Annotated in this window: 20 protein-coding genes and 1 tRNA gene; 14 read left to right on the top strand and 7 right to left on the bottom strand. The window is 33.2% G+C overall.

Annotated features, from left to right (window positions below):
- Positions 1 to 206 precede the first annotated feature (206 nt).
- Positions 207 to 1937 (bottom strand): transcription termination factor Rho, encoded by a 1731-nt coding sequence (rho, locus tag NBRC110019_RS15555; RefSeq protein ID WP_281756377.1) that lies wholly within the window; start codon positions 1935 to 1937, stop codon positions 207 to 209.
- 200 nt (positions 1938 to 2137) lie between these two features.
- Here rho and NBRC110019_RS15560 point away from each other — a divergent pair, with 200 nt between their 5' ends.
- Positions 2138 to 2545: a DUF4293 domain-containing protein gene (locus NBRC110019_RS15560; RefSeq protein WP_281756379.1), complete on the top strand. Its 408-nt coding sequence runs from the start codon at positions 2138 to 2140 to the stop codon at positions 2543 to 2545.
- A gap of 57 nt (positions 2546 to 2602) precedes the next feature.
- On the opposite strand, the gene NBRC110019_RS15565 is transcribed toward NBRC110019_RS15560, so the two are convergent.
- The gene (locus NBRC110019_RS15565) at positions 2603 to 3094 is read right to left on the bottom strand and encodes a metallophosphoesterase family protein (protein WP_281756381.1); all 492 of its coding nucleotides are present in this window, start codon (positions 3092 to 3094) and stop codon (positions 2603 to 2605) included.
- A gap of 72 nt (positions 3095 to 3166) precedes the next feature.
- On the opposite strand from NBRC110019_RS15565, the gene truA reads away from it, so the two are divergent.
- Together truA and NBRC110019_RS15575 are read left to right on the top strand one after the other, a co-directional pair.
- Positions 3167 to 3910, top strand: a complete 744-nt coding sequence (gene truA / locus NBRC110019_RS15570) for a tRNA pseudouridine(38-40) synthase TruA (protein WP_281756383.1) — start codon at positions 3167 to 3169, stop codon at positions 3908 to 3910.
- Positions 3903 to 5681 (top strand): ABC transporter ATP-binding protein, encoded by a 1779-nt coding sequence (locus tag NBRC110019_RS15575; protein WP_281756385.1) that lies wholly within the window; start codon positions 3903 to 3905, stop codon positions 5679 to 5681. The genes truA and NBRC110019_RS15575 overlap by 8 nt, the downstream gene beginning before the upstream one ends.
- Positions 5682 to 5685: 4 nt before the next feature.
- Here the strand turns inward: NBRC110019_RS15575 and cdaA are convergent, their stop codons facing one another.
- Genes cdaA through folP form a run of 3 tightly spaced genes read right to left on the bottom strand, consistent with a single transcriptional unit; the run spans position 5686 to position 8065 of the window.
- Positions 5686 to 6477, bottom strand: coding sequence for a diadenylate cyclase CdaA (gene cdaA, locus NBRC110019_RS15580; RefSeq protein WP_281756387.1), 792 nt, complete (start codon positions 6475 to 6477; stop codon positions 5686 to 5688).
- A gap of 32 nt (positions 6478 to 6509) precedes the next feature.
- Positions 6510 to 7232 (bottom strand): hypothetical protein, encoded by a 723-nt coding sequence (locus tag NBRC110019_RS15585; RefSeq protein WP_281756389.1) that lies wholly within the window; start codon positions 7230 to 7232, stop codon positions 6510 to 6512.
- A complete protein-coding gene (gene folP, locus NBRC110019_RS15590; protein WP_281756391.1) occupies positions 7229 to 8065 on the bottom strand; it encodes a dihydropteroate synthase in 837 nt (278 codons plus the stop codon). The genes NBRC110019_RS15585 and folP overlap by 4 nt, the downstream gene beginning before the upstream one ends.
- A gap of 123 nt (positions 8066 to 8188) precedes the next feature.
- On the opposite strand from folP, the gene NBRC110019_RS15595 reads away from it, so the two are divergent.
- The 9 genes from NBRC110019_RS15595 to NBRC110019_RS15635 all read left to right on the top strand — a co-directional run bounded on the left by NBRC110019_RS15595 (position 8189) and on the right by NBRC110019_RS15635 (position 14756).
- Positions 8189 to 8746, top strand: a complete 558-nt coding sequence (locus tag NBRC110019_RS15595) for a DUF1599 domain-containing protein (RefSeq protein WP_281756393.1) — start codon at positions 8189 to 8191, stop codon at positions 8744 to 8746.
- Positions 8747 to 8783: 37 nt separating this feature from the next.
- A complete protein-coding gene (locus tag NBRC110019_RS15600; RefSeq protein ID WP_281756397.1) occupies positions 8784 to 9869 on the top strand; it encodes a BT_3928 family protein in 1086 nt (361 codons plus the stop codon).
- A gap of 1 nt (position 9870) precedes the next feature.
- On the top strand, positions 9871 to 10944 hold the full coding sequence (locus NBRC110019_RS15605) for an ABC transporter permease (protein WP_281756398.1): 1074 nt from the start codon (positions 9871 to 9873) through the stop codon (positions 10942 to 10944).
- A gap of 17 nt (positions 10945 to 10961) precedes the next feature.
- The gene (locus NBRC110019_RS15610) at positions 10962 to 11462 is read left to right on the top strand and encodes a TlpA family protein disulfide reductase (RefSeq protein ID WP_281756400.1); all 501 of its coding nucleotides are present in this window, start codon (positions 10962 to 10964) and stop codon (positions 11460 to 11462) included.
- A complete protein-coding gene (gene tpiA, locus NBRC110019_RS15615) occupies positions 11459 to 12208 on the top strand; it encodes a triose-phosphate isomerase (RefSeq protein WP_281756402.1) in 750 nt (249 codons plus the stop codon). The genes NBRC110019_RS15610 and tpiA overlap by 4 nt, the downstream gene beginning before the upstream one ends.
- A 125-nt stretch (positions 12209 to 12333) precedes the next feature.
- Positions 12334 to 13173, top strand: a complete 840-nt coding sequence (prmA, locus tag NBRC110019_RS15620; RefSeq protein WP_281756423.1) for a 50S ribosomal protein L11 methyltransferase — start codon at positions 12334 to 12336, stop codon at positions 13171 to 13173.
- A gap of 15 nt (positions 13174 to 13188) precedes the next feature.
- Positions 13189 to 13464, top strand: coding sequence for an ATP-dependent Clp protease adaptor ClpS (locus tag NBRC110019_RS15625; RefSeq protein ID WP_281756404.1), 276 nt, complete (start codon positions 13189 to 13191; stop codon positions 13462 to 13464).
- Between the two features lie 149 nt (positions 13465 to 13613).
- The gene (locus tag NBRC110019_RS15630; protein WP_281756405.1) at positions 13614 to 14621 is read left to right on the top strand and encodes a LacI family DNA-binding transcriptional regulator; all 1008 of its coding nucleotides are present in this window, start codon (positions 13614 to 13616) and stop codon (positions 14619 to 14621) included.
- A 61-nt stretch (positions 14622 to 14682) separates the two neighbouring features.
- Positions 14683 to 14756, top strand: a tRNA-Arg gene (locus NBRC110019_RS15635).
- Between the two features lie 115 nt (positions 14757 to 14871).
- On the opposite strand, the gene NBRC110019_RS15640 is transcribed toward NBRC110019_RS15635, so the two are convergent.
- Complete coding sequence (locus NBRC110019_RS15640; RefSeq protein ID WP_281756406.1) at positions 14872 to 15261, bottom strand: hypothetical protein; 390 nt, start codon at positions 15259 to 15261, stop codon at positions 14872 to 14874.
- Positions 15262 to 15393: 132 nt separating this feature from the next.
- Between NBRC110019_RS15640 and NBRC110019_RS15645 the strand changes: the two genes are divergently transcribed.
- Together NBRC110019_RS15645 and NBRC110019_RS15650 are read left to right on the top strand one after the other, a co-directional pair.
- A complete protein-coding gene (locus tag NBRC110019_RS15645; RefSeq protein ID WP_281756407.1) occupies positions 15394 to 16746 on the top strand; it encodes a sensor histidine kinase in 1353 nt (450 codons plus the stop codon).
- On the top strand, positions 16743 to 17420 hold the full coding sequence (locus tag NBRC110019_RS15650; protein WP_281756408.1) for a response regulator transcription factor: 678 nt from the start codon (positions 16743 to 16745) through the stop codon (positions 17418 to 17420). Before NBRC110019_RS15645 ends, NBRC110019_RS15650 begins: the two co-directional genes overlap by 4 nt.
- Here the strand turns inward: NBRC110019_RS15650 and NBRC110019_RS15655 are convergent.
- A complete protein-coding gene (locus tag NBRC110019_RS15655; protein WP_281756409.1) occupies positions 17407 to 17751 on the bottom strand; it encodes a hypothetical protein in 345 nt (114 codons plus the stop codon). The genes NBRC110019_RS15650 and NBRC110019_RS15655 overlap by 14 nt on opposite strands.
- Positions 17752 to 17782 lie beyond the last annotated feature (31 nt).

A 17782-nucleotide genomic window follows, 5' to 3' on the forward strand; every position in this document is an offset into this window, starting at 1 on the left:
TGCTAAATAAAAGAATCAGGATTGAATGCTTTGAGGTTTATCCTTGTGATAGAAAAGTGTTTCTTCAAGGCTTAGTGGTCTTCTAAGGTAGTTTCTTTTGTGCGTAATCTATACTTGGTAGAGATCTTTTAAGTTTTAAAGTGTTCTTGAGAATAAAAAAACCGATACGTGAGTATCGGTTTTTTTATATGTATAGAGAAGAGTTGTTACTGATTCATTGTCATTAAAAACTCATCGTTATTTCTAGTTTGTTTAATGCGTTGTTCTATAAATTCCATTGCTTCTACAGGGTTCATATCTGCAATGTATTTGCGCATAATCCACATTCTTTGAATAGCTGTATCGTCTAGTAGTAAATCGTCACGTCTTGTAGAAGAAGAGACAAGGTCAATAGCAGGGAATATTCTTCTGTTTGCTATTCTTCTGTCTAATTGAAGTTCCATGTTACCTGTACCTTTAAATTCTTCAAAGATAACCTCGTCCATTTTAGATCCTGTTTCTGTTAAAGCGGTAGCTATAATAGAAAGAGATCCTCCGTTTTCAATGTTACGAGCAGCTCCAAAGAAGCGTTTTGGTTTGTGTAATGCGTTAGCGTCTACACCACCACTTAATACTTTACCAGAAGCAGGTTGTACAGTGTTGTATGCTCTTGCTAAACGTGTGATAGAGTCAAGTAAGATTACAACATCATGTCCGCATTCTACTAATCTTTTCGATTTTTCTAAAACTATATTAGCTACTCTTACGTGTTCAGAAGCTTCTTTGTCAAAAGTAGAGGCAATTACCTCTCCTTTAACGTTACGTTGCATGTCTGTTACCTCTTCAGGTCTTTCATCTATAAGTAGTACTAGTAAGTATACTTCTGGGTGGCTTGCAGCAATGGCGTTAGCAATGTCTTTTAATAACATTGTTTTACCTGTTTTAGGCTGCGAAACAATCATACCACGTTGTCCTTTACCAATAGGTGAGAATAAATCCATTATACGTGTAGAGATATTACTGTTTTTTTCAGCAATATTAAATTTCTCATCAGGGAATAATGGAGTAAGGTGTTCAAAAGAAACACGATCTCTAACAACTTGTGGTTCTAATCCGTTTATTTTATTAACCTTTATAAGAGGAAAGTATTTTTCACCTTCTTTAGGAGGGCGTACATTTCCTAGTACAGTGTCACCGGTTTTAAGTCCGAATAATCTAATCTGAGATTGAGAAACGTAAATATCGTCAGGAGAAGATAGATAATTATAATCGGATGAGCGTAAAAAGCCATATCCGTCTTGCATAATATCTAATACACCTTCACTTTCGATAATGCCGTCAAATTCAAAGTCGGGTTCTCTATAACGGTTTCGGGTATCTTTATTGTAGTTGCTGTCTTTGTCGTTACCGTTATTGTTTTTATGATTATTGTTACGGTGATTGTTGGTTTTGGGATATTCCTTTTTATTGTCCCTTTTTTTGAAATCTTCTTTATCTTTTCTGATTTCCTTAGCTTGTGGTATTGTCTCTTTTTCAGGTGTGTTTTCCTGTTTTTCAGGTGTGTTTTCTTCTTTTTTAGAAGTTTCTGAAAATGAGATAGCTTTTTGTGGAGATTCTTCTTTTGCAGGAGTCTCTATTTTTTTTTCCTGAGGTTCGCTAATTTTTTTCTGAGGTGTTATTTTTTTAGAAACTCTTGTTCTGCTGCGTTTTGGTTTAGCAGCTGTAGTGTCGTCTTTAGTTTCTGATTCTGTATTAGAAGCAACTTTTGGTGCTTCTTGTGGAGTAGGATTAACCTCTTTTTCTGTTGTAACTGACTGAGGGTCTGCCGCCTGAACATCTAGGATTTGATAAATCAAATCCATCTTTTTTAAACTTCTGTACTTAGGAACATCAATTGTTTTTGCTATTTCCTGTAACTCAGAAAGTTTTTTAGCTTTTAAATCTGATATTTCAAACATGTATAATGAAAATATGATTAAATGTTGAAGTTGAAACTTGAATAAAAATAAATTGAAATTTTTCGAAGACTACCGATAAGTCGATATGAATGTGCTACGAATAGATGTTGCAATAATACAAAATATTTTTTATGAATACAATTATTTTTTTCTATCTTTTTTAAAGGATAAATTATATTTTTGTCATCCAATTAAAAGTGATGATTCAAAGAATACAAACTTTATTTTTATTAGCTGTAGCTGTATTAAACGGTGGAGTAGCTTTTGTTATCCCAATGTATACGGAAAAAGGTACAGCCGTTATGGTTTATGATAACATAACTTATATGGTGTTGTTTGTTTTATCTGCTATAGTAGCAGTGGTTTCTATTACTTTGTTTAAGACTAGAAAAAATCAATTTGTGGTAAACAGATTGAACATGATATTTAACCTTATCTTACTAGGATTATTTGTGTATTGGTCGCTAAATTTACCCGGAGAAGGTAACACTTCTGAGAAGGGTATTGGGATGCTTTTTCCAATTATTTCTATCGTTTTACTTGTGCTCGCTAACAGAGCCATCAAAAAGGACGAAGATCTCGTAAAATCTGTAGACCGATTACGATAAACCTATCATCTTAGTAGTATTAGTGCGTAGAAGAGCCCGGTAGTTTACCGGGCTTTTTTAGTTTGGTAACTCTATAATCTCAAGATTCTTAATTTCTTCTTTATCTATTTCAAATCGTAGCATAGTTCTTATTTTCTGAAATCCATGCTTACCGCAGGCTCCGGGGTTCATGTGTAAGAGCTGTAATTTTTTATCATAAATAACTTTTAGTATGTGTGAGTGCCCGCAAATAAATAGTTTTGGAGGATTTGTTTGTATTTCAGAACGAACTCTCATATCGTATTTATTAGGGTAACCTCCAATATGTGTTATCCAAACATCTACCCCTTCACAAAAAAAACGATTGTTTTCCGGGAACTCAGCTCGTATTACATGGTTATCAATATTGCCATACACACCTTTCAAAGGTGTTAGTTTTTTTATTTGGTCTGTAACACTAATGTCTCCTATGTCACCGGCATGCCATACTTCATCTGCGGCTTTTACATATTTTAAAATAGTATCATCAATATAACTGTGAGTGTCTGACAATAATAAAATTCGGGTCATTGTAATTGAGATTAAAAAAGTATTTTGTTCTATGTATCTTTGCAACTTGCAATACAAAAATACTTTTTTCTTTTGAGATACTTTTTAGAGTTTTCGTATAATGGAGCTGCTTATCATGGGTGGCAAAATCAACCTAAAGCCATTTCTGTTCAAGAGGTTTTAGAGAAGGCATTGTCTACCGTGTTGAGAACCGATATTAGCATCACAGGAGCTGGAAGGACAGATGCAGGTGTTCATGCAAGGCAAATGTTTGCTCATTTTAATATTGCATTAGATGTAGAAGATGATTTGGTTTATAAACTAAATTCTTTTTTACCTAAAGATATAGCTATAAGAGCTTTGCATGCGGTAAAAGAAGATGCTCATGCCCGTTTTGATGCTAGTAGCAGAACTTATGAGTATTGGATTGTAACTAAAAAAAATCCATTTTTAACAGAGGTAGCTTATTTGGTACATCATCCTTTGGATGTAGAGAAAATGAATGAAGCAGCAAAGGTACTTTATGATTATGAAGATTTTAAGTGTTTTTCCAAATCTAATACCGATGTGAAAACCTATCTTTGTAAACTTATGAATGCGCATTGGGAATGGAAGAACGATGTAATTGTTTTTACCATTCAGGCCGATCGTTTTTTAAGAAATATGGTTCGTGCAGTTGTAGGGACACTTTTAGAAGTGGGAAAAGGTAAGATTGAGGTGCAGGATGTAAGAACCATTGTAGAAAGCAGAAACCGCAGCAAGGCAGGAGTGTCTGTTCCGGGGCATGCTTTATATTTAACAAAAGTAGAATATCCTTATATAGATATTAATGAGTAAAGATACATCAGGAAAAGCGTTTGATTTTAAGTTAATCAGAAGGCTTGTTACTTATACAAAACCTTATAGAGCTACCTATTATTTTGTAGTTGCTGCCGCTATATTGCTTGCGTTTTTAGCTTTGGTTAGGCCTCTTTTAGTAAAGAGTGGAGTAAATGATTATATGATAGAAAAGGATGAAAAAAGCCTGCTCTTTATTTGTGTAATAATGCTAGGCACACTTTTTTTTGAGGTAGCAATGCAGTGGGCATATAATTACTTTTCTAATTTATTAGGGCAAAGTATTATTAGGGATGTTAGGGTAAAGTTATTTAAACATATGCTTCGTTTTAAAATGAAGTATTATGATAAATCTTCAGTAGGGGTTTTGGTAACCCGAGCGGTTCAGGATATGGAGCGTATAGGAGAGATTTTTAGTAATGGCTTTTTTGAGATTATAAGTGATTTTCTGAAAATCTTTGTGGTTATTGGTGTGATGCTTTATGCCAATTTAAAGTTGACTTTGATTGTATTTTGTGTTTTTCCTATTATTTTATATGCTACCTATTTGTTTCAAAAGGCTATGAAAAAGGCTTTTATTGAAGTGCGTAAAGAGGTAGCAAATTTAAACTCATTTGTGCAGGAGCGTATATCGGGAATTAAAATTCTACAAATTTTTGCGAGAGAAGAGCAGGAGTATGATTTGTTTAAAGCTATAAATGAAAGACACAAAAAATCTTGGATTTCAACTGTTTGGTACAATTCTATTTTTTTAGCGGTAATAGAGTTAGTGTCGTCGGCAACTATTGGGTTAGTGGTTTATCAAGGGGCAACACAGGCTATTAAAAATGATGATCCGGATTTGGCAGGTACTATTGTAATGTTTATAATGTTTACTCAAATGTTGTTTAGACCCTTACGTCAAATAGCTGAAAAGTTCAATGGGTTGCAGATGGGAATGGTTGCAGCAGGAAGAGTTTTTGATATTTTGGATACACAAAGTTATATAGATGATAGTGGCACCAAAGTAGCAACCGATTTGGAAGGAGCAATTTCTTTTGATAAAGTACATTTTGAATATGTTGAAGGAGAAGCAGTTTTACATGGAATTTCGTTTGAGGTAAATAAAGGAGAAACTATTGCTATTGTAGGAGCTACAGGAGCAGGGAAGTCGACTATTATTAATTTATTAAACCGATTTTACGAAATTAAATCGGGAACTATAAAAATTGATAATGTAGATATAGAAGAGTATACGTTAACTTCCTTACGTAGTAAAATAGCCATTGTATTACAAGATGTTTTTTTGTTTGCCGATAGTATTTTAAATAACATTACGTTAAATGATACTACTATAAGAGAGGAGGATGTTATAGCAGCAGCTAAAGCCATAGGTGTGCATGAATTTATAAATTCACTACCTGACGGTTACCATTATAATGTTAAGGAAAGGGGAACTATGCTTTCTTCTGGTCAACGACAATTAATTGCTTTCTTAAGAGCCTACGTAAGTAATCCGAGTATTTTGATTTTAGATGAGGCAACCTCTTCTGTAGATTCGTATTCAGAGAAGTTAATTCAGCTAGCTACTGAAAAAATTACGGAAGGAAGAACATCTATTGTTATTGCTCACAGATTGGCAACTATTAAAAAGGCTTCAAAGATTATAGTAATGGATGCTGGTAAAATTGTAGAAACAGGAACCCATGAGGAGTTGTTGGATATTGAAGGTGGATATTACAGAAATTTATACGAGGTTCAGTTTATGGCAGAAGAAAAAATGTCTTCATAAGTCACTATTGTAAGCTTTCTGAAACAATATTAATTAATTCATTAATATCACGGAACAATACAAATTCACCATTTTTCATGAATGAAATTTGTCCAGTTTCTTCGGATACAACTAATGACAAAGCATCTGTTTTTTCGGTAATACCAATAGCAGCTCTATGGCGTAAACCAAATCGTTGCGGGATGGTGCGCTCATCAGAAACAGGTAAAATAACTCGCGTAGCAGTTATTGTATTTCCTTTAATTACGATGGCTCCATCATGCAATGGGCTATTCTTGTAAAAAATACTCTCTAGTAGCGGAATATTAACTTCGGCATTCATATGATCACCAGAGGTTTTTACAAAATCTAAAGAATTGTTTCTTTGAAGTACTATAAGGGCTCCTGTTTTAGAGGCGCTTAGTTTTTGGCATGCCTTAATAATTAAACTAACATTGGTATTAAGAGTATCTTTATTTTGGCTTCTAAGAAAATGGAAATGTTTTATAAAATTTCCTCTAGAGGCTAAGTTAGAAGACCCTACCATTAATAAAAACTTACGAATCTCTTGTTGAAAAACTAAGATAAGGGCTAGGAATCCTGCTTGGAAGAAATTATCAAAAATACTACTAAGCAATTCCATTTGAAGTAGCTTGGTTATTTGAAAAATAACGTAGATAATTACAATACCCGCAAAAATATTTACAGCAGCCGTACCCTTAACTAATTTGTATAGATAGTAGAGTAGTGTTGCTACTAAAAAAATATCTATAATATCTGTAAGACTAAAATCCAGAAAATTTAATGGGTTCTTCAAAGTGCCTTTTTTTGTAAATGTATAAATTATAATTACAGAGTACAACCACAATCTGGCAGTTTATCTTCGTCATAAATAAATTGCATTGGAGATAAATTTATAGAATTACCTATGGCAGTTTTTACCAATGTAAGATCTGTTATATACTCTTGATAGGTAAGGTGTTTGTCGAAATTTAGGTATAGTACTGTTGTTCGTCCCATAGCTGATGCACTGGAAAATTCCTTGATGAAGTCTACTAACTCATCTCTATCAGATGGTGTTTGGTTTAAGGTTATCGTTCCGTCTTTTTTAAAGTTTACGGTTATCGGAAAAATGCCTTTAAATTCTTCAGGGTTATCGTCTATATAAAATTTAGAGAAGCCATCGTCAAAAATGAACTCAGTTTTAGTAAAGTCTATAAATGACAAATTTTTAATATCGGTGTTGTTTACAGAAAAGAAGTTTCTAGCATTTTCATTTTTATGCATTTCATTACTATCTTTTTTCTTCTGAAGCATTTTAATGCTCGGAATGACTTGATACAATTTAAGTCGCTTATCGATGTTAAAAATCCAGTTAGTTGAGATGATTAGATTTTTACGGTTTAACTCAACAGTGTCTTTTTCTTCTAAATTATAGAACAAATAGGCTGATGAAATATCTGTTATTTCGGTTTTGTCTACTAAAGTAGCCTCCGGTAATAAAACAGACTTGTTTTTACTACAAGCAGCCAGCGAGATAATAACTAAGAATAGTAGGATTAATTTTTTCATGATATTGTTGTTGCGTTTAATTGATTCCATATAGTAACACATTCACTTGCTTCTTTTACGTCATGTACTCTTAAAATATGAGCCCTTTTTTGTAAGGCAATGGTATTGAGTATAGAGGTGCCATTTAGAGCATTATCTGGTGTTGTATCAAAAAGTTTGTAAATCATAGATTTTCTAGAGATGCCTACCAAAATTGGAAGATCAAAAAAGTGAAGCATTTCCATATGATTCATAAGTTCGTAATTTTCTTCTAAAGTTTTAGCAAAGCCAAAGCCAGGGTCTAAAATAATATCGTTTATTCCGTAAGAACGTGCTTTATAAACTTTCTCAGATAAATGAAGATTTACTTCTTTTGTTATGTTTTTGTATCCAGTATGTGTTTGCATGTTTTGAGGAGTACCTTTCATATGCATTAAAATATAAGGTACTTGTAATTCGCTTACAGTTGCAAACATATTATCATCAAGGTCACCACCGCTAATATCGTTTACTATCGCAGCTCCTGCCTCAATAGAAGCTTTTGCTACAGAGCTCCTAAAAGTATCTACAGATAGTAATATATCCGGAAACTCTTTCATAATAGGGGTGATGACATTTAGTAACCGTTCAGTTTCTTCAGTTTCACTTACATCTTTAGCTCCGGGTCTTGAGCTGTAAGCTCCTATGTCTATAAAATTGGCACCGTCATTTAGCATTTTCTCACATTGTTGTAAAACTGATTTTTTACTAATATAGTTGCCACCATCAAAAAAAGAGTCGGGTGTTACATTTAAGATTCCCATGATTTTTGGGATTGATAAATCTACTAGAGCGCCTTTACAGTTAATAATCATTTGTATTATATGTTTATTTTGACGATGTTTTGGAGTGAAAACAATTCAAAAAACAAAGTTTAGGAGTTCACTTTTGAACAATTCAAAATTTTAAGCGAAATTTACGGAAATTTGAAAGAACACATGCAAAAAACATCTCAGCAATTTGACGAGGTCATTGCAATTTGCAAAGGGCTATTTGCTAAAAAAATGAAAGATTACGGTAGTGCCTGGAGAATCTTACGGTTACCTTCTTTAACCGATCAGATTTTTATTAAAGCACAACGTATTAGAGGCCTTCAGGAAAATGAGGTTAGAAAAATAGAGGAAGATGAAACAGCAGAGTTTATTGGTATCATAAATTATTCTATAATGGCATTAATTCAATTAGAGTTAGGAGTTGTAGAGAAACCAGATCTTACCGCAGAACAGGCAGTAACTTTATATGAAAAATACATTTCAGATACAAAGGCATTAATGGAGAACAAAAACCATGATTATGGTGAGGCATGGAGAGAGATGCGTATTAGCTCATTAACCGACCTAATTTTACAGAAGTTATTACGAGTTAAACAAATAGAAGATAATAAAGGAAAAACATTGGTGTCTGAAGGTATAGATGCCAATTATCAGGATATGATTAATTATTCGGTGTTTGCTATGATTCTTATGAAAGAGTCGGAGGAGGCTTCACAGGAATAATTTATAATCAGAAAATAATCAACTTAAATAGTGCTTCATGAAAATTATTACTCATATATGCCGACTTATAGTAGGTGTACTTTTTATTCTTAGTGGCTTTGTAAAATTGGTAGATCCTATGGGCTTCTCTTTTAAATTGGAAGAATATTTTAGCGAGCCTGTACTTAACATACCTTTTTTTGAACCCTATTCTTTACCAATAGCTATAGTGGTAGTTATCTTCGAATTTTTAGTAGGGGTAATGCTACTTGTTGGTTTTAAAAGAAAATTTACATTGTGGAGTTTATTGGTAATGATTGTGTTTTTTACAGGATTAACATTGTATTCTGCAGTAACCGGTAAAGTAACCGATTGTGGCTGTTTTGGTGATGCCGTAAAGCTAACTCCTTGGGAAACATTCTGGAAAGATGTGACGTTATTAGTTTTAATATTGGTGCTATTTGCTGGAGCAAAATACATAAAACCACTTTGGAGCAAGAAGTTTGCATTTAGGTTTTCGGTGGTTACACTAATTTGTTGTGTTGTACTATGTAATTATGTGTTAAGTCATTTGCCTATTATAGACTTTAGACCCTACAAAGTGGGTACTGTAATTAGAGAAGGCATGGAAATGCCTGAAAGTATTACCGAGTTCCTTTGGAAGTTTAATGTTAATGGGGAAGAAAAGGTAATAAAAACCATGGGGCAATATCCAGATGTAGACGGAGAGTATATTTCTGTAGAGACTAATATTTTGGTAGACGGAGGAATACCTCCGATTCATGATTTTACCATGGAAGATGAAAATGGAGAGGATCATGTAGAAGAAATGCTAGACGAACCCAAGCTTATTGTAATGGTGTCCTATAATTTGTATTCAGCATCAGACGAAGGGTTAAAAGCAATAAAAGAGGCTACAGATAAAGCTATTAAAGCAGGGTATAAGGTAATTGCAATGACTTCGGCATTACCTGAAACAGCTAATGAGTATAAAGAGAATTACGGCTTTAATTTTGAATTTTATATATCTGACCCTACGATGCTTAAAACAATGATTAGATCTAATCCGGGACTTATTAAAATAGAAAGTGGTGTTATAAAGCAAAAGTTGCATTATAACGATGCTTCTGATCTAGAACTGTAATTTGATTAGGTATTTGCTACATAAAGTTGGGTATGCATTACTAACACTATGGGGTGTAGTAACAGTAATTTTTTTATTGTTTAACATGTTGCCCAGTGACCCAGCTCGTATGATGCTCGATCAGAATGAGAGTAGTGAACAATTGGCTATTATTAAAAAAAAATATGGTTTTGATAAACCATTACTAACTCAGTATGGGTATTATGTAAACGATTTGTCATTTCTTTCTTTTCATAGTACATCACTAGATGACTATACCTACTTTTCTGAAAGTAAATATTCTGGGACTAAATTATTTAGACTAGGGAATACCAATGTAGTAATAAAATATCCGTATTTACGAACTTCATTTCAAAAGTCGGGAAAAACCGTGACCTCTATAATTGGTAATACCTTACCAAATACGATTGTATTGGCTATAGGAGCTATTTGTGTGGCTATACTTATAGGGGTGGTGCTAGGGATTGTGTCTGCAGTATATAAAGACACTTGGATAGATAAAGGTATACAGGTGGTAAGTACTTTAGGTATGAGTGTGCCTTCATTTTTTAGTGCTATTCTGTTTGCATGGATTTTTGGTTACTTGTTACATGAGTACACCAGACTTAAAATGACGGGTAGTTTATTTGAAATGGACGATTTTGGAGAGGGGATAACTTTACAGTGGCAAAATCTTATATTACCCGCGATTGTATTGGGTATAAGGCCCCTTGCAGTAGTGATACAATTAATGCGTAATTCATTATTAGAAGTCTTAAGTTTAGACTATATTCGTACAGCAAAAGCAAAAGGATTAGGTATGTATAAAGTGATTGTAAATCACGCTTTTAAAAATGCATTGAATCCGGTTGTTACTGCCATTTCAGGATGGTTTGCTAGTATGTTGGCAGGAGCCGTTTTTGTAGAGTATATTTTTGGATGGAATGGATTGGGAAAAGAGATTGTAGATGCGTTAAATACCTCTGATCTTCCGGTAATCATGGGAAGTGTGTTGGTTATTGCTGCCATGTTTATTTTTATAAATATTTTAGTAGATATGGTATACGCATGGTTAGATCCAAAAGTGAGGTTGTAATTATATTTTTTATTTAAATGCTAAAGAAATTTTTATACATTTTATTTGTAGTTAGTTTAACTGTACAGGCACAGAAAACTACGTTTTCAAAAGAAGCCTTAGAAGAGAAGATGACGGCCATTGATGGATCAGAAATTACTTTTGGAAACATTCTTAAGAAATATGAAGGCAAAGTGATAGTACTTGATATTTGGGCTAGCTGGTGTTCTGATTGCATTAAAGGAATGCCTAAAGTTAAGAAGTTACAAGAAGCATACAAGAATAGTAATACTGTATTTGTATTTATGTCGCTTGATAGAGCTAAGGATAGTTGGAAAAAAGGAATTGAGCGATTTAGCGTAATAGGAGAACATTATTTTATTGATGCCGGATGGAAACCTAGTGCCTTTTGTAAGGACATAGAACTAGATTGGATTCCGCGTTATATGATTATAGACAAAACCGGAAAAATAGCATATTATAAAGCCATTAAAGCAAACGATGAACAATTTATAAATTATTTAAAATCTTTACAATGAGAAGTAAAATAGTTGCAGGTAACTGGAAGATGAACAATGATCTATCGGCTACAGAAACATTAATAACTGCATTAAAAGAACAAATAAAAGATCCTTCAGTTGAGGTAATGATAGCACCTGCTTTCACTAGTTTATACAGTGCTTACGAAGCTTTAAAAGGGAATGCTATTGAGGTTATTGCTCAAAATATGCACTTTGCAGAGAGCGGAGCTTACACTGGTGAAGTTTCTGCAAGTATGTTAAAAAGCGTAGGTGTTAAAACGGTTATTTTAGGGCACTCTGAAAGAAGAGCTTATTTTGCTGAAACAGATGAGAGTTTAGCTAAAAAGGTTGGTGCTGTTTTAGAAAATGAAATGAGAACTATTTTCTGTTTTGGAGAGGAGCTTGAAGATAGAAAATCAGGTAAGTTTTTTGATGTGGTTGAAAGCCAAATTAAAAATGCACTTTTTGGTTTTGATGCTGAAGCTTGGAAAAGTATTGTTTTAGCTTATGAGCCTGTTTGGGCTATTGGTACAGGTGAAACTGCTTCGCCAGAACAAGCACAAGAAGTACATGCTTTTGTTAGAAAAGTAATTGCTGATAAATACGGAGATGCAGTAGCTCAGGAAGTATCTATCTTGTATGGTGGTAGTGTTAAACCTGGAAATGCTGAAGAAATTTTCTCTAAAGAAGATGTTGATGGTGGTTTAATTGGTGGTGCTGCTCTTAAAGCAGAAGACTTTAAAGCTATTGTAGACGCTTTATAAGATATCATATAAAAGTATTTTGTGAAAGGACAAGTGAAAGCTTGTCCTTTTTTGTTTTGTGAAAGAAAATACTTCTGTGGTATATGATAAAAATCTAATTAATACCTTTGCAAAAAATTAGAGGTATGTTAAACTCCTATAAAGGATATCATTTTAAAGTAACTCCGGTGTCTCCGGGGGTAGAAATACTTATTGCTGAACTTTCTGAAAAGGGTTTTGAAAGTTTTGTGGAGTTAGAAGATGGTTTATCGGCTTACATCCAAACAGCGTTTTGGGATGAAAAAGTGTTGGAAGATATTTTTATCTTGTCATCTGGTGAATTCTCTATTTCTTATGAAGTAGAAGATGTAGAACAAGTAAATTGGAATGAAGAATGGGAAAAGAATTTTAGCCCTATTTATGTAAACAATCAATGTACGATAAGAGCCCCATTTCATGAGCAAACCAATGTGCCTTATGAGATTGTGATAGAGCCTAAAATGAGTTTTGGAACTGGTCATCACGAAACTACTTTTATGATGATACAACATTTACTAGCAATGGATATAGCTAATAAAAAGACATTGGATATGGGCTGTGGTACAGGTGTGTTAGCAATTTTAGCAGGAATGAAAGGAGCTAAACCTGTAGATGCTATTGATATAGATAACTGGTGCTACTTAAACTCGGTAGAAAATTGTGAGCGCAATAATTATGAGTGGATAGGCGTTTTTGAAGGAGATAAAAAATTATTGGAAGAACGCAATGAGGTGTACGAGGTAATTATAGCAAATATTAATAGAAACATTTTATTGGAAGATTTATCTACGTATACCAAATACTTGGCTAAAGGAGGAACCTTACTTTTAAGTGGTTTTTATAACGAAGATTTACCAATTATAAATGCCAAGTGTGAAGCGCTTGGTTTAAAATTTTTAGAAAATTTTGAGAAAAATAATTGGATTGCATCAAAATATGTAAATTAGTGTAAAACAATGAATATGAGTACACAAGAACAATATCTGGAGGATTTATTACTTGAAGAGGAGGTTAAAAATCAGAATGAGATCGTTTTGTACAATGATGAGGTAAATACATTTGATCATGTAATAAATACCCTTATGAGAACTTGTGATCATACACCGGAACAAGCAGAGCAGTGCTCTTTAATTGTACATTATAAAGGAAAATGTACGGTAAAAACTGGTGATTATGACGATTTAAAGCCGCGTTGTACACTAATGCTTGAGGCTGGATTGAGTGCTGAAATAGTGTAACGTTTATGATTATTATTTTTTAAGGTAACTAAGGTTTTTGTTATTTTATTTTCCTTAGAAAGCTAAAATATTTATTAAATTAGTAAAATTATAACAATTAAGAGCCTTAACAAAAGCGTGTTTTTGTTATTTTTGCTTAAAAATACCCAATGAACAAACCGATAACAATAAAAGAGATTGCCAGAGATTTAGGGGTTTCTTTTTCAACCGTTTCTAAATCGTTGAACGATAGTTCTGAGATTAGTGAAAAGACAAAGAAGAAAGTTAAAGAATATGCTGCATTACGCGGGTATACTCCAAATCAGATTGCACTAAGTTTAAAGAATAGTGCAACCTATACTATTGGAGTAATTATTCCTGATATTCAAAATTCATTTTTTGCATCTGTTCTTAAGAACATAGAGATTCATGCTAAAAGTTATGGGTATCGTATTGTAACGTTCTTTACAAACGAAAAATTGAAGGAAGAGGAAGAGAGTCTTAAAATCTTATCTAAAGGATTGGTTGATGGTTTGATAGTTTGTCCTTCTGATGAAACTTTTAAGAAGAAGAAGTTCGATCATTTCAATGCTATTAAAAATATGAATACCCCTGTATTGGTATTTGACAGGGTAGACGAAAATCTGGAATTTGATTCGGTTTCTGTAGATGATTATAAGAGTATTATTTCTGCTTTAGATTATTTATATGAAAAGGGAGCTAGAAGCATTGTGCTGGCCTCTGCAATACCAGATGTAAGTGTAGGTAAAAAGCGTAAAGAAGCCTTTGAAAAGTTTATTAAAGACAATCCAGAGGTTGAAGGAATTGTTTTGGAAAGTGACGACAACCCAGTATTACAAAAAATGCTATTAGAAGTAGTAGAAACCAAAAAGGTAGATGCTATGCTAGGTGTAGATATAGAGTCTACTTCTTTAGCAAATTCTGTTGTAGCAATGCTTGGTAAAAATTACAAAGAAGAGATATCTTTAATAGGATATGTAAACAAACAATTCAATCGCTTGCAATATCCAAGAGTATCATATATTAATCAATATCCTGAAAAAATTGGTCAAATTGCGGTAGATATGATTGTAGATAAAATAAAAATTGGAAACTCTAACTTGCTGAATAAGGAGGTAATAGAAACTACATTGTCAATTAAAGACACTTCGCTTTAAAATTTTTATCAAAAAAGTTTTTAGTAAGTTAATTAAAATTATATATTTGCACCCGCAAAAAGGCCTCGTGGCGCAACTGAATAGCGCATCTGATTACGGCTCAGAAGGTTACAGGTTTGAATCCTGTCGAGGTCACAATAAAAAGCCCTGTTATTTAAATAACAGGGCTTTTTTTCTACCAATTTTTCGACGAAAATCTAAGCGTATTGAGAACAACTGTTGCTTTAGATTGATGATTTAATAGCTTTTATTATCGATGTGAAGGCGGTGTTGGTGTTTTTTTAGAGCTTAATGTTTCTGAAATGTGTTCTCCGAGGTCTTTAATTTTTAGTGCAGTTGACTTTGTACTATTGTTTAAATCCATTTCAATATTCACTCTTCCTGCTCTTAGTCCTACGGTGTAATACTTTTTTTCCCATAGAGCTGTTCTTTGGGTTGTATCGTTAGCTGCGCCTAATAGTTCCTTAATAGCAGATTTTACTTTATCGGTTTGACCTTTATCGAAAGAAGCTCGATAAGTGTATTCTGAATCATTCTCTACTACAGAAATTGAAAGACTGGACGAATGATGAGTTCCGGTTTGAGCATTAGTGTTAAGCGCTAAAAGACCAAGAATTAAAATACATACAAAATGTTTCATAGTTATTTTGTTTTAAGATTGAGATACAAAGGTGCGTTAACGGGGTGAGGATATTGGTTAACTCTAGGTTAATGAAGGGTTAATGCATAAACAGGGTGATGAAAAACAATATTACTGGTTATATTTGTCTCTATGAAAAACTCGAAGGGGATAAAGTGGCTCGTAATTATATGTTTTCTAGTATTGTTAGGCTTAGTATCTATTCAGTACTATTTAATTAGAAATAGCTATTTTTTACAAAAGAAGGAGTATATAGCAGAGGTTAAGAAAAGCGTATCCCCTGTCATATACTCAGATACTTTAGATTACCTTCACGATTCATTAGCGTCTTCCATACAGAACTTAATTCTTGAGACGCAGCGTAAGAGGCTTACTCATGATGATTTAAATACAGTGGTTTTAACTAAAATAGATTCTATTAGATTAGTGGGGAATCAATATTTAAAAGATCAGGAAAGTGCTTACCCAATTTTGAAGGAAGTTCATATACGATTCCAATTTACAGAATTGATGCTTCAGGTAAATGGTATTACCGATAGTATAGTTAAACCATCTGAGGAGCCAATAGTTTTGTTTGGGACTACATTGGACAATTCAAGTTTTGAATTTAGTTCTAATAATTTTAATACCATTTACGATGACGATGAATTATATGAAATGGCTTATTGGGGTAATTACAGAGTGTATGTAGATATTAGAAATTGGCAACAGCAAGTGTTGTTTCGGATGTTCTGGATGTTACTGGCGGCTACTATTTTAATTCTTGCTGAGGTAATATTGTTCTATGCTATGTATAAGGCCTTATTAAAGCAAAAGAAAATAGCAGAGTTGAAAACGGATTTTGCTAATAATATTACCCATGAGCTAAAAACACCGATAGCCTCAATTTCTTTAATCTCAAAATCATTAAGAAATGATGAACTTGTAACCGATAAAGATAAACGTGTTGAGTTGTTAGATACCCTTGAACGACAGAATATGCGTATGCAATATATAGCCGATAAGGTTTTAGAAAGCGCTATGGAACAAAAGGTAGATAAAACAGCTGTAGATATTTCTGAATTATTACAAACCATAGTTGCCGATTTTAATGCAGAAGAGTGTACTTTATCGATTGACTTAGTGCCGCTTTCGTATGTGTTAAATACAGATGTGTTTCTGTTACAAAGGGTAGTTTATAATTTATTAGAGAATGCTAAAAAGTATTCAGGAGATAACAAAACCATAGAGTTGAAGGGGTTTGTAGAGGGGGAGTTTTATGTAATATCTGTTAAAGATTATGGGGTTGGTATTACTAAGAAAGAACACAAGAAGATTTTTGATAAATTCTATAGAGTACCCAAAGGTTATGAGCATCAGGTTAAAGGCTTAGGTTTAGGGTTGTATTTAAGTAAGCAAATGATAGATCAACTAGGCGGAACAATAAATGTAGTAAGTGAGCCAGGTAATGGGAGTACCTTTATTATAAAAATAGCAATCGAATGATTAGAGTATTAATTGTTGAAGATGATATAGATTTAGGGAACTTGTTGAAACAGTACTTGGAACTAAATAAGTTTTATGTGGTTCGTGCTATGGATGGAGTAGAAGCTTGGAATGTTCTGAAGAAAGAACACTTTGACATAGCTGTCTTAGATGTTATGATGCCTAATGAGGATGGTTTTTCATTGGCGGAAAAATTAGTTAAGATGTATCCGGAAATGCCCTTTTTATTTGTTACTGCACGTAAAATGAAAGCGGATATTATTAAAGGGCTCAAGCTAGGTGCAGATGATTATATAACCAAACCATTTGATGCAGATGAGCTTATTTTGAGAATCCATACCATTCTTAAGAGAGTAAGAGTACCTAAAGAATCACAAAAAGTATATAGATTGGGAGTATATACATTTAGTGTAGAAAATATGACATTAATTGCTCCTGGGTTTGAAAAGATTTTGACAGAAAAGGAAGCGCAGTTGCTCGATTTCTTGTATACGAATAGAGATGGACTCATACGGAAACAGGATGTGCTTAATTATTTATGGAACGAAGCAGATTTTTTTACAGCTAGGAGTTTAGATGTTTTTATTAGTCGTCTTAGAAAATATCTCTCGGGAGATAATTCCATAAAAATTGAAAGTATAAGAGGAGTTGGGTACAGGTTTATTTGTACTTGATGGTTTTGTATATCAAAATAGATGTTATCAAAATTACTCCACAATAACCTACTATTTGAGATACACCTTCAGGTGAATTAATGAGTAGAAAAAGGACAAATGAAATAATGAGCATTATAAAATGAATCCACTTCACCTTCTTTAATAGTAATCTAATAATATTTGCTGCAAATAAAATAAAGAAAGCCAATCCGAAGAATAGAACAGAGCCTATAAGATATGTTTTATCTGGTTTGGATGTTTTATTGTAGACTGCTAGTATTTCCGAAAAATAGGTAATGATAAGAAGTGTGTTAATTGCAATTAGCGGATAATATACTTTCTTATTCATGATATAGCACTATTTTTATTTCAATAGATTC

The organism is Neptunitalea chrysea (assembly GCF_027924145.1).
Lineage (GTDB): Bacteria > Bacteroidota > Bacteroidia > Flavobacteriales > Flavobacteriaceae > Neptunitalea > Neptunitalea chrysea.